The following is a 15061-nucleotide window of genomic DNA, read 5'->3' on the forward strand; positions in this document are numbered from 1 at the left end:
GCCCTACTTCTGAATACATATCTTTTACCAAGTCATAGATGAATGAGAAATCAATCGCTGCCTCAATTTTGCGAACCAAATGATCCGCTGGTACAAGTTCGTCTAGTGCAATCATTTCAATTTGATCTCGTTGAATTGGATTATGTTTAGAAAGCATATTAATCACCTCAAGCATTGTATTACTTCTATTTTAAATCAAAAAAGACTGTCGACAAGTACGATTTTCATCGAGTTTGTCGACAGTCTGAACGCCTTGCTAGTTAAAGCAAGGCGTTTTTTGGTATGACTGTTTTTACAAGGTTTGTAGCTTTTTGTACCTTATTATTGAGTTGATTGGATCGGAAATCAACGGCAAGATTGATAGTCGTAAACAATAATCGAAAAGAACCTTATGTATTAGAATTTTTACAAAAAATTCAAGTTTATATTTACATTCCAATGCTCTGATAATACGATTAAGAAGGAATGGAAAAACATTCCGAATACAATCAAAAGGAGGAGAGGCAAATGATTAAAGTTATCACTGCGAAAAAAGAATTGGAGAAGGGTAGAGAAGACGTAACCTAGTCAGGAGGACGAAGGAATGATTCAAGACACAGACAAATTAATCATTGCAGAGTATCATGAGGGATTTGCTGCAGGAATTGCGAAAATGTGGAACCTGAGCAGAGACAGCTGGGGCGGAGATACTAGTGTAATGACAGAAGAGCAAGTAAAAACAAAGGAAGCGAATAACGGAAATATTACCTTATACCTAGCCCTTGATGGTGAAGAGGTCGTAGGCTATTGCGGACTATCGGAATATAAAGAGGATGGGGGATCCCTGTATATCCCATTATTAAATGTAAGGCCGGATTACCACGGCCGGAAAATCGGAAAGATGCTAGTGCTTAAAGCGCTGCAAAAGACTATTGAATTGGGCTGGCCGCGCCTTGATTTATATACATGGCCTGGAAATGTGAAAGCTGTTCCGCTTTACAAAAAATGCGGCTTCTTCTGGGAAGACCGGGATGATACAACCCATTTAATGAATTTCATTCCCGCTGTTCACCAGACGCCGCTTTTAAAGCCTATCCTGGAGAAGCTTGATTGGTATAGCAGCAGTCTGAGAGATATCGATGTGAAGCCGGATGGGATCAAAGAAAATGGCTTTACATTTTACGAGTATAAATGGCAAAGCGGGGAAGCATCTGCAAGAGTGAGATTTGAAAGGACTGGCAGAGGAATCAGTTTAATAGAAACAAATGATTATCTTATAGAATTATCTATGGATAATCATGAAGTTATAGAAAATGCAGTTCAAAACTTTAAGCTCAAACTTGTAAATAAAACAGGAAATCCAGCTTCGTTTAAGGCCGAAGGGAATAATCAAGGCAGAGTTGAAGCAATATTCGAACACGATTTGACAGCTGAGAGCGATGCTGTATTTGCCGGACAATTCATTGTGCACGAAGGGGAAGAGCCCAGTGTCTGGAAAACTCACCCTTCATTGGATGTAAAGGTTTGGGTAAATGGTGAGGAATGTGAATTGCGCCTTGGACTTCTTCCTAAGCAGCCAGCCAAAATAACAGGAGCTTCTAAAGTGAATCTTAGCTATTTAAATCAGGAATCAGAATTGGAAATGGAAGTAGAAAACAACCTGGAGGAAGACGCAGTATTTCATCTTTCTCTTCCTGAATGTGATCTGGTTGAATTAGAAAAGCAGGAATATCGAATACAGCTCCGCAACAAAGAACGTAAGCTGCTGAAGGTGCCTTTTATTGTGAAAAAATATGGCTTCTATCAGCCGGAAATGTCTATCTCGGCATTAACACAGAATGGGGAAGAACTCTCTTTTACTTGCAGGCCGGTGGGCATTCCCCTTAAAAGCTTCGGTCAGAAATTTGGAGGAGAGTCAAAAGATTACTGGCATATCTGCAATGGGATCTGCCAGATAAATATCCGGAAATTGGATTATAAAATAACAGCCGGCAGGAACGATAGTGTTAACCAGCCTTTTTCGTTCTTTGTTCCTAAGCTTGGCAAGCCCTATTCTACTGAGTTTTCAAAGGCAAAGCCTCGGGAAGCAGAGTGGTTCACAGATGATACGGCCATCACTTTTAAATTGGTTTTCAAGTCTGAAGCTTTTCCAGGAATTCTTGCAGCCTTGTATACCTCCCTTTATGGTGAAGGCCTTGTGAAAATTTGGTCTGAACTGACAAATGAAGGGAGTAAAAGATATGAAAACTTGTTCTTAAGCCAGCCCTTATATCATGAAATGCAGAATCCATATTTTCCGCTAGAGAATGAAGTGATAGAGTTTTCTAATGTGAAAGAATTGGGGTTTATGGAGATATCAGCTGAAAGTATAACCGGAAATTGGTTTTTCGACAATCATAATGGTGAGCCGATTGGATTCTGCTGGCCAAATAGTGCGAAGTCGAATCCGGATGGGTGGCAATTTTATTATCAGCAGGAAACTGGCTGTCTTGAACCGGGGCAGCAAGTGGTATTGGCCCCTTGCTATTTATCCATAGGAGCCTTCCGAACATGGGAAGAAATGCAGCAATTTGCAGGTGTGACTGCTGAACCTGAAAAAATAGTAAAGAATGAAAAAACGCTAGTTATCAATAGGGGAAATCCAGTTTTAAAGGACCAGGAAACAGCGGAGTTTACTCTTAAAACTCATCGTTCGAGTTATCTCAACGGCACTATAGATGTTTATTTAAATGAAGATAAAAAACTATCTGCAGCTTTCAGCCAGGAACAGGAACTGAAGGAATATAGAGCTAATTTTCCTATTGAAGGCATAAAACCCTTATCTCTTGTGAAAGCCGAGATAAAACTTGATAGTGGTAAGACGCATGCAAATGATTTGCTGCTGATGCCCAGGGGTGCAATCCGTATAGTAACCGAAAAGCAGAGCGGCAAGACTGTATATTCAATGGATAACGGCATTATTAGCTTAAAAGCAGCACCAGACTTTTATCCTGGATTATTCTCATTATCTTATAAAGAAAATGAATGGCTGGATTCTTCCTTTCCTGAACCGGTTGCAAAGGGATGGTGGAATCCATGGGCTGGCGGCATGAAAACTATTCCATCGCAAATGAGTGTGTTTTCGCTCTTAAAGGAGAAATCTTCTGCTGAATTTATCAATGTTAAAGATTCGTATGACAATGAATGGTCAGTACTGGCCATTCATACTAAAGTTGCTCAGCACTCCATTTGGAGAGGCCTTGAATATACACAGTATTTCGCGCTATTGCCGGGAGTGCCAATACTTGCTTATTGGGTAAAAGTGATCGATGCAGGAGGAAAGTATCTGTTCAATGAAAAATGGATAACAGATATATTTATATCAGGAAGCTCATTGAAGGATCTAACTCTTACAATAAGTGACAAAGGTGCTGAATCAGCCTATCAGGCTGGCGTCGAGGAGCAATCTTTTGTTAATATTGACGGATCCCATATTAGCAGCTCCTGCTCTTCTGAAAAAATGTATGTAATAAAAAGTAAAGATGCAGAATTACTGGGGGCATACATGAATAAAGAAGCTTTCGAAGTTATTTCTGAAAGGAGTGCAGCACCATTGGCCAAACCGGGATTTGTTGTCTTTGATGAAAGAAGCTTCGAGGGCAGAACCCTTAATAACCTGCATTATTTGGAATTTCGCTAAGGAGAAATTATGAAAATCATAGATGCACATATTCATTTTTCTGATATAAAATCATTCCATCATACTGCCGAGAAACTCTCATTTGTAGATTATTCATATAATGGGCACCAGAAGGATTTCCGTGATGCCAATGTAGTTCTGAGCATCGCCATGGGACTTACTGAAACAGATAAGATGGGCTTTCCGGATTATGAAGCAAGAACACCGATGGGGATTGATCTGGAAGACAAGACGCCGGCTAATATTGTTTACTGTGCCGGCGTCAATCCATATGATCTCAATGAAGAGGCTTTAGAAAGGCTTGAAGAAGATTTGCAAAAGCCTGCTGTTGTGGGTATTAAAATTTATCTTGGGTATTATCCTTTCTACGCCTATGATGAAGTATACGAACCTGTGTATGGGCTCGCTCGAAAATATAGAGTTCCTGTTGTATTTCATACAGGTGATACTTATTCGGAAAGGGGATTGCTTAAGTATTCTCATCCCATGGCTATTGACGAGGTTGCAGTTAAACACCGGAATATCAATTTCATGATGGCTCATTTTGGAGATCCATGGACGCTGACCGGAGCAGAAATCATATATAAAAATCCGAATGTCTTTGCCGATCTTTCAGGCCTTATTGTGGGAACGGTGAAAGAATTGAAGAAGTACAGTGAAGGTAGATTTTTGGACCATCTTAGGCATGCTTTAGTGTTCGCGGATTCTTACGATAAATTGCTTTTTGGAACCGATTGGCCGCTTGCGCCTGTAGGCCCTTATATCGAATTTATAAAAGAGCTCATCCCTGCAGAGTATCATGAGGATGTTTTCTATAATACTGCTATAAAGGTTTTTCCTAAAATCGAGCCTTTTCTGCCATAGAACAAGGGGGCTGGGAGAGAAAACTTTCAATTCCAGCCTTTCAAATAGTCTTATTTACATACATATACGTATAAATATCATAAAGGGGGCATCTTTAATGGTTAAAATTGCATGGGTAACGGACAGCACGGCTTTTTTGAATAATGAGTTAAGAAACCACCCAGACCTGTACCAGATTCCAATGACGATCATTATGGATGGAAGTGAATACACAGATGGTGTTGATTTAACACCTGAAGAACTATATGCAAGGTTAAAAAACTTGGAAACGCCGGCTAAAACCTCCCAGCCATCCATTGGTGCTTTCAGGGACTTATACGAAAATCTGCAGAAGGATTATGACTGTATCATCGCTGTGCTTGTATCGGCAAAGCTAAGCGGAACGGTTTCTTCCAGTGAACAGGCTGCCCAGATGGTTGATATACCGGTATACAGCTTGGATTCCAAGATATTATCATATCCTTTAACAAGATTGATCCTAAAGGGGATGGAACTGGCAGAGGCCGGAGTGGATACTAAAGACATTATCAACGAGCTTAAGGTGCTCCGCGATACAGGAGAAACCTATGTCCTGATCGGCAGTCTTGAACAGCTTCACAGAAGCGGCAGGATGTCCGGAGTTCAATTCTTTTTGGGAAGCATGCTTAATGTAAAGCCGATTATTTCAGTTCATGATGGAGAATTAAGCGTCAGGGAGAAGGCAAGAAGTGAGAGAAAAGCAAAAGATAAAATTGTGAAGCTTTTGAAGAGCGCTCATGAGAGAGAACCGCTGAAGGAAGTATTTATCCTATACGGTTTGCATCCTGAAGAAGCGGATATATGGAAGAATGAACTCCAGGAAGAATTTTTGGGGGTTGAATTTGGTTGCTACTCCTTAGGAGCCACCATTGGCGTCCACGCAGGAGAGCATACACTCGGCATCAGCTGGCTGAATGGCCTGTAATAAATTAATATAAGCTCTGGTGCAGGAAATCAAATACTGGTTTTCTGCACTTTTTTGTTTTTTATTTAAATTGGCTGTTTTAGTAAGGTTTTTGCTAGTTGAATATTATTTACTGTGTTGATTGGAGTGAGCAGCCTCTCGTTGCAATTAACGGGCAACGTTGAAAGGGGGATCCATTGCTATCGTTTCTTTTTGACACTAATGTTAAAATGGACAGTGGAGTTTGAAAGCGGGTGAAATAATGAAAGAAAATATTATACATATAACTGAAAAATTTGTCCGGGATACACTCGGGGATGATTCAACCGGTCATGACTGGCATCATATTGAGCGGGTTCGAAAAAACGCTCTTTACATAGCGGAAAAGGAACAAAAAGGAGATCCATTCTTAATTGAAATGGCAGCCTTGCTTCATGATATATCTGATGTAAAGCTGAACATTACCGTGGAAGCAGGTGACAGGAAACTGTCTGACTTTCTGAAGGAACTCGGAATCACAGACGATGCGTCCAGCTCCATTAAGGAAATTATTGATGCAGTTTCCTTTAAAGGCGGCCATAACACCAGGATCTTAAGCGCAGAAGCCCAAATTGTACAGGATGCGGACAGATTGGATGCAATCGGTGCAGTGGGAATTGCAAGAGCATTTGCCTACGGAGGCAAAAAAGGACAATTGATTTATGATCCTGTTCTTGAAATAAGAAATGAAATGACTGAAGATGAATACCGGAATGGCAGATCGTCATCCATCAATCATTTTTACGAAAAGCTTTTGAAGCTGAAAGATCTGATGAATACGGACACTGCTATGGAATTGGCAGAAGAGCGTCACGAGCTAATGGAGCGGTTTCTGCATCAATTTTTTAAAGAATGGAATGGTCAAGCATGAAGATGATTTCTGTGGAAAATGTAACAAAAACATATGGGGAGAAAGAACTTTTTAAGAATATATCCTTTACAATAGCCGAAAAAGAAAGGGCAGGGCTAATCGGAGTAAACGGTACAGGAAAATCCTCCCTTTTGAAGGTGATTGCGGGAGTTGACCTGCCAGACTCCGGCGAAATAGTCAAACCGAAAGATTACACCATTTCATATTCAGCACAGCAGCCTGATTTGAACCATGATTTATCCGTTCTCGAGCAGGTATTTGCAGGAGATGCGCCAATTCTTGTGCTGCAGAGAGAATATGAACAGGCACTGCTGGAGCTTAGCCTGCACCCTGAAGATTTATCTGTCCAGGAAAGTCTTTTTGAACTTCAAAAAAGAATGGATACACTTAATGCTTGGGAAGTTAATACCGATGCCAAAACAATTCTTACTAAACTGGGCATTGAGGATTTCAGCAGAAAAGTCGGTGAGCTTTCAGGAGGTCAGAAAAAACGGGTTGCGCTGGCGCAAGCATTGATCCAGTCACCAGATTTGCTGATTCTTGACGAACCGACCAATCATCTTGATTTTGAATCGGTTAAATGGCTGGAAGAATATCTGGGGAAATATCGGGGAGCACTGCTGCTAGTAACACATGACCGTTATTTCCTGGACCGGGTTACCAATAAAATGTTTGAGCTTGAGGGCGGAAATCTTTACAGCTATAAGGGGAATTATGCTGCATTCCTTGAAGCCAAGGCGATAAGAGAGGAAAATGAATCAGCCACTATTGAAAAGCAGAGAAATCTGTTCAGAAGGGAACTCGAGTGGATCAGGAGAGGTGCAAAAGCCCGTACCACTAAGCAAAAAGCAAGGATCCAGCGATTTGATGCCCTTGACAGCCAGCTTGCTTCAGTTAAATCCTCTGAAAAATTGGATATGTCCTTAAGCGGCAGCCGTCTCGGAAAACAAGTATTTGAACTCGAAGCCGCAACAAAAAAATATGGCTCCCATACAATTCTGGATCATTTTGATCTTCTCGTAAAACCAGGGGACAGAATAGGGATTATTGGAAGAAATGGGACAGGGAAATCCACGCTCCTTAACATATTGGCAGGCAGGATTCCGCTGGACTCAGGTGAGCGTATTATTGGTCAGACAGTAAAAGTAGCTTACTATACCCAGGAAAGCGAAGATATGGATGAGAGTAAGCGTATGATCGAATATCTCAAAGAAACAGCTGAAGTAGTTGAAACTTCAGATGGAAAAACTATTTCTGCAGCTCAAATGCTGGAACGTTTCCTATTTCAGCCATATACTCATGGCACCCCTATCCGCAAGCTTTCCGGCGGGGAAAAACGGAGGCTTTATTTACTGAAAATCTTAATGTCTGAACCAAATGTTCTCCTTCTTGACGAGCCAACCAATAACCTTGATACCCAAACCCTGACGGTTCTCGAGGATTATCTTGATGATTTTCCTGGCGTAGTCATTACTGTTTCACATGACCGTTACTTCCTGGATAAAGTGGCTGAACAGCTGCTTGTGTTAAAGGGAGAAGGCGAGATTGACTCCTACTACGGAAATTACAGTGAATTTCTTGAAAGCGTAAATGCCAAACCGGTTCAGGAAATAGACAATGCCCCTAAAAAAAAGAGGGAAACGAAACCGAAGAAAAAGAGAATGAGCTATAAAGAGAAAAAGGAATGGGAAGAAATAGAGGGAAAGATTGAGTCTGCTGAAACGCGTCTCGAAGCGATTGCCTCAGAGATGGCAAGCATCGGCAGTGACTTTGAAAAAGGCCAGGCATTAGTAGAAGAGGAATCGAAACTGAATGAAGAACTGGAACATCTGATAGAGAGATGGAGCTATCTATCAGAAGCAGCAGAAAGTGAATAATGATATGCCCGGGGAAATCTCCGGGTTATTTTCATATTTAAAACAGCTGATATGCCTCGAAATATTCCTTATGTTAAAATAAAATCAGTTACCAGCGTGAATATATAAAAAAGGGTGATACTTTTGAGAATAAAAGCAATCGAACCAACACCAAGTCCTAATACAATGAAGGTTATTCTTGATGAAGAGCTTCCAATGGGGAAAGCCAATAATTATAAAAAAGATAAATATGAAGGAGCTCCCCAGATCATCCTTGATATTCTTGAGATCGATGGCATAAAAGGAGTTTACCATGTTGCTGATTTCCTGGCAGTAGAAAGAAATGCTAAATATGACTGGAAGGAGCTGCTTCCTCAAGTTCGATCTGCATTTGGCGAAGACGTGGAAAATGATGGCACTAAAGAAAACAGCATTGATGAACATTTTGGTGAAGTGCAAGTATTAGTCCAAATGTACAAAGGAATTCCGATGCAGGTGAAGCTGACTGACGGCACGGAAGAAAAGCGCTTCGGACTTCCTGAACACTTTATTAATGCTGTTGCAAAAGCTCAGGATCCTGCCGATAATGTTGTGATGGTCCGCAAGTGGAAGGAATTTGGGGTCCGCTACGGAGACTTTGACCAAGTTGGTCATGATATTGTAGAGGAATTAATGGCTGCCTATCCTGAGGGAAGACTCCAGACCCTTGTGACAATGGCTAAAAGTCCGGATAAAGCGGAGGATAAGCATGTGCGTGCTCTTCTGAAACTTTCAGTCGAAGATTTGGATTCCCCGGATTGGCGGGAGCGTTACCAAAAACTCGAACAGATGGATAATCCAGAACTGGAGGACCTGCCTGTTCTGGAAAAAGCTCTCAATGACGAGAAGGCTTCAATAAGGAGACTTGCGACAGTTTATCTCGGGATGATTGAGGATAAAAAAGTCCTGCCGCTTTTGTATAGAGCATTGAAGGATAAAACCGTCACGGTAAGGCGAACAGCCGGAGACTGTTTATCAGACATAGGGTTTGCAGAAGCAATGGACGCCATGAAGGAAGCTCTGAAGGATGACAGTAAGCTTGTACGCTGGCGTGCAGCCATGTTCCTTTACGAAGTGGGTGATGATAGTGCCCTGCCTGCTCTGAAGGCTGCAGAAGACGACCCGGAATTTGAAGTCAGCCTGCAGATTAAATTGGCTATTGAGAGAATTGAGCAGGGAGAAGAAGCAAAAGGTTCTGTTTGGAAACAAATGACTGAATCCCGGAACAAAGGTGAGGAATAATTTTAAGTAAACCGCTCAGATTTCAGAATCTGCAGCGGTTTTTTAATCGGAAATGATTAATTTAAAACTTACACGCATTACAGTTTCATCCATTTAAAGCGAAAAAATAAATTAAATTTGTAATAATTATTGAAATTATCCGAAAAAGGGTCTATATTGGAAAGAAAATATTTGGAGGGGACAGGAGGTAAGTTAATCTTTTCCAAAGAATAAGAGATTATGAATCTAGGGTAAAACGGGAGGTACATACTATGACTGGCTCACAGATGAGAAGTGATATGATCAAAAAAGGCACAGACCGGGCTCCGCATCGCAGCCTGTTGCGTGCTGCCGGAGTAAAGGAAGAAGATTTCGGAAAACCATTTATTGCTGTGTGCAATTCTTATATTGATATCGTTCCTGGACATGTACATTTGCAGGAATTCGGTAAAATTGTAAAAGAAGCAATCCGTGAAGCAGGTGGCGTTCCATTTGAATTTAATACCATTGGTGTTGATGATGGAATTGCGATGGGCCATATCGGCATGCGCTATTCTCTGCCAAGCCGTGAAATCATTGCAGACTCACTTGAAACAGTTGTTTCTGCCCACTGGTTTGATGGAATGGTCTGTATTCCGAACTGCGATAAAATCACACCCGGAATGATGATGGGTGCATTAAGGGTTAATATTCCAACCCTTTTTGTCAGTGGCGGCCCTATGAAAGCCGGCGTTGATTCAGACGGTAACCCATTATCTTTAAGCTCGGTCTTTGAGGGTGTGGGCGCCTTTGAATCCGGCCAGATAAACGAACAAAAGCTCCTGGAAATCGAACAGGTAGCATGTCCGACTTGCGGTTCCTGTTCAGGAATGTTCACTGCGAATTCAATGAATTGTCTTGCAGAAGGACTGGGACTTGCACTTCCTGGAAATGGCACAATTCTGGCTGTATCAGAAGAAAGAAAGGAATTTGTTAAACGTTCAGCCAAGCAACTGATGGAATTAATCAAGCAAGACATCAAACCGCGTGATATTGTTACCATTGATGCAATTGACAATGCATTTGCGCTGGATATGGCAATGGGCGGGTCAACTAATACAGTTCTTCATACATTGGCGCTTGCCCACGAAGCTGAAATTGAATATCCGATTGAACGAATCAATGAGATTGCCAATCGGGTTCCTCATTTAGCCAAGATCGCTCCAGCATCAGATTATCATATTGAAGATGTTCATAATGCGGGTGGGGTGAGTGCAATTATCAATGAATTGCTTAAAAAGCCGGACGCCTTGAATGGTGACTGTCTGACAGTTACCGGAAAGCCGCTAAGGGAGAATGTAGCCGGCAGTGAGATTCAGGATAAGAATGTAATCCGGACGCTTGAGAATCCCCACTCTGAACGCGGAGGGCTGGCGGTTTTATTTGGGAATCTAGCTCCTGAGGGATCCATTATAAAAGTGGGAGCAGTAGATGAGTCAGTTGGCGGATATCACAGAGGACCAGCCATCTGCTTTGATTCACAGGAAGATGCACTGTCTGGAATCATTACTGGCAAGGTGCAGGAAGGGCATGTTGTTGTCATTCGTTATGAGGGCCCAAAAGGTGGCCCTGGAATGCCGGAGATGCTTGCACCGACTTCACAGATTGTCGGCCGTGGCCTGGGTGCAAAAGTTGGCCTGATTACAGATGGCCGTTTCTCGGGTGCTTCACGCGGCATCAGTATTGGGCACATATCACCGGAGGCTGCTGAAGGCGGGCCTATTGCATTTGTAGAAAATGGAGACATCATTGAACTGGATCTGAATAATCGTACAATTAATCTGGAAATCTCAGATGAAGAATTTGAAAAACGCAAAGCCAATTGGAAAGGCTTCGAGCCAAAGGTTAAAAAAGGCTATCTTGCCCGTTATTCGAAGCTTGTGACGAACGCCAGCACAGGCGGCGTTATGAAAATTTAAGTATATTTAGAAAGCCGGTCCTAAAAAGACCGGCTTTTCTTTGAATTAGCTGCCATATACGAAAACCGGCATAGAAAAATTGCATTAAGATCATACGATATAGTATGCTTACTTTACAAACTGCACGTTAAGGAGGATACGAATCTTATGTCAATGGCATATGAAGAATATATGAAACAAATGGTGAAGCCGATGCGTGAGGAGCTTGTACAGGCAGGCTTTAAAGAGCTTACGGCTTCAGAAGATGTAGAGCAATTCATGGAAGGGCTTGAAGGAACAGCTCTTGTTGTCGTGAATTCAGTTTGCGGCTGTGCGGCTGGTCTTGCCCGCCCTGCAGCAACACAGGCTGTATTAAGAAGTGAAAAGAAACCTGATCACCTGGTGACGGTTTTCGCCGGACAGGACAAAGAAGCAACAGCTAAAATGCGCGAGTACTTTGATGGATATGAGCCTTCATCACCTTCTATGGCTCTTTTAAAAGGGAAGGAAGTTGTGCACTTCATTCACCGCCATGATATCGAAGACCACTCTATGGAAAGAATCATGGAGAACCTTCTTGCAGCTTTTGAGGCGAACTGCTGAGAATATTTGTTTAGGGCTGTATTCATAAACAAAAAACAATAATCCTTGAAAAGAATTAGATTAAACAAAACTGGGTGTCTGCTGGCACCCTTTTTTTATAGCAATCATAGGAAAATCAGGTGAACATAAATGATTATTACAACTTCTGGGCGCACCACTGAAGTGATGAAAGAAAAAGCAAGAAACATTGCAGAACAATTAGGAGCAACATACATCGACAGGAATAAAAGATCTGTAAAAGCGATTCAAAAGCAAGTTGCTGAAGACTGTATAGTAGTTGGAAAAGAACGGCTGGAACTTTATCCGATTGGTGAAAGCCAGCCGTTCTTCTTTCATCCCAGTTCAGCAATGTTCAGAGTGAAGCGCCTCCTCAAAGGAGAAAGTGATCCTTTTCTTGAGGCTGCAAGTCTTAAAGAAGGCAGCAGTATTCTTGATTGTACCCTCGGTCTGGGCTCTGACAGCATAACAGCCAGTTTTGCTGTTGGCAAAAAAGGTAAAGTTACAGGACTTGAAGGAAATAAATACCTTTCCTTTCTCGTTGCGAACGGGCTCAGGCAATGGGACTCCGGGCTAGAGAGTATGAATCAGGCTATGGGAAGAATAAAAGTGGAAGCCTCAATGGCCCTTTCTTATTTAAAAAAACTGCCATCTGACAGTTATGATGTTGTCTATTTTGATCCTATGTTTGAAGAAGAAATCTTTGAATCAGAAGGGATTAAAGCTTTAAGGAACTTTGCTGTCTATGAGGATCTGTCGGAGGAAATTATATTTCATGCAAAACGGGCAGCAAGGCAAAGGGTGATCCTGAAAGATCACTTTAGAAGCTCCAGATTTGCTCAATATGGCTTCAAAGTAATTGAAAGAAAGTCATCGAAATTTCATTTTGGCGTTATTGAAGGGTAAGAGAAGGTGCCAGATAATTTTGGCACCTTCTTATTTAATCCACAATGGCCAAATAAACAAAGTAAGCCATCAGTAAAAGACTTGCAATGACAAAGAATACAGACCAATCCATGATCATTTCCCCCTTATTCGTTTTCATTCTTCTTACTTGATTTGTTTTATTATTCCCCGCTTTGCTGCATATTAATCCGCCAATTAATGTATTACTACATTTCTATTGTTCTTCTTGCCGATTCATGAAATCAATTTAAATTTAGTTGAAAAAGAAGTATAATAAAAAAATAGAATCGAGATACATAGCGAGGAATGATAAGATGGAATTTCCTATTTCAAAAAGAATGGCTTCTTTCACAGAGAGTGTGTTTACCGAATTGGCCCAACTTAAAAATTCGAAACTTTCAGACGGTCTTCCGGTGATTGATTTGAGTATTGGCAGTCCTGATTTGCCCCCTCCTGCTTTTGTAATGGAGGAATTATCAAGAGGAACCCGTGATCCACAGCAATACAGGTACTCTTTAGCAGGTACAAATGAATTTCATACCGCAGTCAGCAGCTATTATAAACGAAATTTTAAAGTGGATCTCGATCCTGTTTCAGAGGTGCAGCTTTTAATGGGATCCCAAGATGGGCTCGTTCATTTGCCGATGGTTCTATGTAATCCAGGGGATTATATCCTAGTTCCTGACCCCGGGTACACTGCTTATTCAGCAGGTGCAGCAATGGCTGGTGCAAAAATGTACGGAATGCCCTTAAAAAAGGAGAACAGCTTCCTCCCTGATTTTAATGAGATCCCGGAAGAAATCCTTGTAAACACGAAATTAATGATATTAAACTTCCCCGGAAATCCTGTTCCCGCGATGGCAACGGAGGATCTTTTTCTTCAAGCGGTCCAGCTTGCAAAGAAATACCGTTTTGCTGTATTGCATGATTTTGCGTATTCGGAACTTTATTATGAAAAAAAGCCTTTAAGCTTTTTGGCTGTAGAAGGTGCTGCTGATGTAGGGATTGAAATGAATTCACTTTCAAAAAGTTTTAATATGGCCGGCTGCAGGGTGGCATATGCAGCGGGTAATCAGCATCTTATTGCGCTGCTGGCCAATTTCAAATCCAATTTGGATTACGGGGTGTTCCTGCCGGTTCAGTCAGCTGCGGTGAAAGCACTGAAAGATCAATCTTGTTTTTTGCAGGATTTGAGAGAGACATATAAAAAAAGAAGAGATGTATTAATAAAAGAACTGAGAACGATTGGGTGGGACATCGGCAGACCTGAGGGGTCGATGTTTTTATGGGCCGAGGTCCCATCCGGTTACAGCTGCTCCAGGGATTTTGCGATTGACTTAATTAACCTGGCCGGTGTAGTCGTAACTCCTGGAAATGCATTTGGGCAATGGGGAGAAGGGTACGTCCGGATTGCTCTTGTACAGCCCGAAGATGTTTTAAGACAAGCTGCCCTTAATATTGAAGTCAGCGGCATATTTAAAAAAATCTTTATTACTTAGGAGAAGGAGGGCGTAAAAGATGCCGAATTGGCTGAGGAAATCCTTTGTTGTTCTTGTTACCATTTTAACGTTTGGCCTCGTCACACCTTCTCAAGCATTCCTTTATGAAAATACGAATCAGTTAAAATCCTCCAGAGCTTCTGATGTGGAAAGCTCAGAGAAGGGCGCAGAACTTGCTGAAGAGGAAAATAGTAATTTTGATAAAGAGGACTTTGTCAGGCAAATGCTTGCAGAGGCTGAGTCACAATCGTATGAGAAATTTGGTGCAAAGATAGGTCCAGTTATCGAAGATGAATTTAACGAGGTTATCCTTCCGGAAATTCAGAAAGCCATCCAGGCGGTGGCATTACAATTTCCTGAGGAAAGCCTTGCACAATTAAAAGTTACAGAAACTCCAGGAGGTGGATTATCGGAAAAAATCTTCCATATCACCAATAGCATGACGAATAAAGATGTGATTCGGTTCCATGTACGAAGGGACCAGCCACCTCAACAGGGGTACTGGTTTAATTTTCATTACCACACACACCATGATCAATTTCAGGCTCACCATGAACTCGGATCAATTTACTGGAACAAAAACACTCCACCAAAATGGATGAGTTAAAAAATTGAAATAAACCCCGAATGTGAAAAAAATTTTTTATGG

At 41.6% G+C, this 15061-nt stretch carries 11 protein-coding genes and 1 pseudogene; 11 read left to right on the top strand and 1 reads right to left on the bottom strand.

Annotated features, from left to right (window positions below):
• Nucleotides 1-157 (bottom strand): annotated as a pseudogene (locus tag M3205_RS03880) (IS5/IS1182 family transposase); the annotation flags it as partial.
• 426 nt (nt 158-583) lie between these two features.
• On the opposite strand from M3205_RS03880, the gene M3205_RS03885 reads away from it, so the two are divergent.
• The 11 genes from M3205_RS03885 to M3205_RS03935 all read left to right on the top strand — a co-directional run bounded on the left by M3205_RS03885 (nt 584) and on the right by M3205_RS03935 (nt 15019).
• Entirely contained in the window at nt 584-3658 is a 3075-nt protein-coding gene (locus tag M3205_RS03885; RefSeq protein WP_251168732.1) for a GNAT family N-acetyltransferase, read from the top strand.
• Nucleotides 3659-3667: 9 nt separating this feature from the next.
• A complete protein-coding gene (locus tag M3205_RS03890) occupies nt 3668-4522 on the top strand; it encodes an amidohydrolase family protein (RefSeq protein WP_251168733.1) in 855 nt (284 codons plus the stop codon).
• A gap of 97 nt (nt 4523-4619) precedes the next feature.
• Nucleotides 4620-5465 (top strand): DegV family protein, encoded by an 846-nt coding sequence (locus M3205_RS03895; RefSeq protein WP_251168734.1) that lies wholly within the window; start codon nt 4620-4622, stop codon nt 5463-5465.
• 241 nt (nt 5466-5706) lie between these two features.
• On the top strand, nt 5707-6354 hold the full coding sequence (locus M3205_RS03900) for an HD domain-containing protein (RefSeq protein WP_251168735.1): 648 nt from the start codon (nt 5707-5709) through the stop codon (nt 6352-6354).
• A complete protein-coding gene (locus M3205_RS03905) occupies nt 6351-8231 on the top strand; it encodes an ABC-F family ATP-binding cassette domain-containing protein (protein WP_251168829.1) in 1881 nt (626 codons plus the stop codon). Before M3205_RS03900 ends, M3205_RS03905 begins: the two co-directional genes overlap by 4 nt.
• Nucleotides 8232-8354: 123 nt before the next feature.
• The gene (locus M3205_RS03910) at nt 8355-9491 is read left to right on the top strand and encodes a conserved virulence factor C family protein (protein ID WP_251168736.1); all 1137 of its coding nucleotides are present in this window, start codon (nt 8355-8357) and stop codon (nt 9489-9491) included.
• A gap of 266 nt (nt 9492-9757) precedes the next feature.
• Nucleotides 9758-11428 carry a dihydroxy-acid dehydratase gene (ilvD, locus tag M3205_RS03915; protein WP_396105131.1) on the top strand — a complete coding sequence of 557 codons (1671 nt, stop codon included), beginning with the start codon at nt 9758-9760 and terminating at the stop codon, nt 11426-11428.
• A 147-nt stretch (nt 11429-11575) separates the two neighbouring features.
• Complete coding sequence (locus M3205_RS03920) at nt 11576-12010, top strand: BrxA/BrxB family bacilliredoxin (RefSeq protein WP_251168738.1); 435 nt, start codon at nt 11576-11578, stop codon at nt 12008-12010.
• A 129-nt stretch (nt 12011-12139) separates the two neighbouring features.
• Nucleotides 12140-12913, top strand: a complete 774-nt coding sequence (locus tag M3205_RS03925; RefSeq protein ID WP_251168739.1) for a class I SAM-dependent methyltransferase — start codon at nt 12140-12142, stop codon at nt 12911-12913.
• A gap of 314 nt (nt 12914-13227) precedes the next feature.
• Nucleotides 13228-14412 carry an LL-diaminopimelate aminotransferase gene (locus M3205_RS03930; protein WP_251168740.1) on the top strand — a complete coding sequence of 395 codons (1185 nt, stop codon included), beginning with the start codon at nt 13228-13230 and terminating at the stop codon, nt 14410-14412.
• A gap of 19 nt (nt 14413-14431) precedes the next feature.
• On the top strand, nt 14432-15019 hold the full coding sequence (locus M3205_RS03935; protein ID WP_251168741.1) for a YpjP family protein: 588 nt from the start codon (nt 14432-14434) through the stop codon (nt 15017-15019).
• The last annotated feature ends 42 nt before the right edge of the window (nt 15020-15061 follow it).

The sequence above is a fragment of the Cytobacillus firmus genome (assembly GCF_023715565.1).
GTDB lineage: Bacteria > Bacillota > Bacilli > Bacillales > Cytobacillaceae > Cytobacillus > Cytobacillus firmus_C.

What these genes read in the sequence shown, in the direction of transcription:
- M3205_RS03885 (WP_251168732.1), top strand. Translation starts at nt 584, where the DNA reads ATGATTCAAGACACAGACAAATTAATCATTGCAGAGTATCATGAGGGA.
- M3205_RS03890 (WP_251168733.1), top strand. Translation starts at nt 3,668, where the DNA reads ATGAAAATCATAGATGCACATATTCATTTTTCTGATATAAAATCATTC.
- M3205_RS03895 (WP_251168734.1), top strand. Translation starts at nt 4,620, where the DNA reads ATGGTTAAAATTGCATGGGTAACGGACAGCACGGCTTTTTTGAATAAT.
- M3205_RS03900 (WP_251168735.1), top strand. Translation starts at nt 5,707, where the DNA reads ATGAAAGAAAATATTATACATATAACTGAAAAATTTGTCCGGGATACA.
- M3205_RS03905 (WP_251168829.1), top strand. Translation starts at nt 6,351, where the DNA reads ATGAAGATGATTTCTGTGGAAAATGTAACAAAAACATATGGGGAGAAA.
- ilvD (WP_396105131.1), top strand. Translation starts at nt 9,758, where the DNA reads ATGAGAAGTGATATGATCAAAAAAGGCACAGACCGGGCTCCGCATCGC.
- M3205_RS03920 (WP_251168738.1), top strand. Translation starts at nt 11,576, where the DNA reads ATGTCAATGGCATATGAAGAATATATGAAACAAATGGTGAAGCCGATG.
- M3205_RS03925 (WP_251168739.1), top strand. Translation starts at nt 12,140, where the DNA reads ATGATTATTACAACTTCTGGGCGCACCACTGAAGTGATGAAAGAAAAA.
- M3205_RS03930 (WP_251168740.1), top strand. Translation starts at nt 13,228, where the DNA reads ATGGAATTTCCTATTTCAAAAAGAATGGCTTCTTTCACAGAGAGTGTG.
- M3205_RS03935 (WP_251168741.1), top strand. Translation starts at nt 14,432, where the DNA reads ATGCCGAATTGGCTGAGGAAATCCTTTGTTGTTCTTGTTACCATTTTA.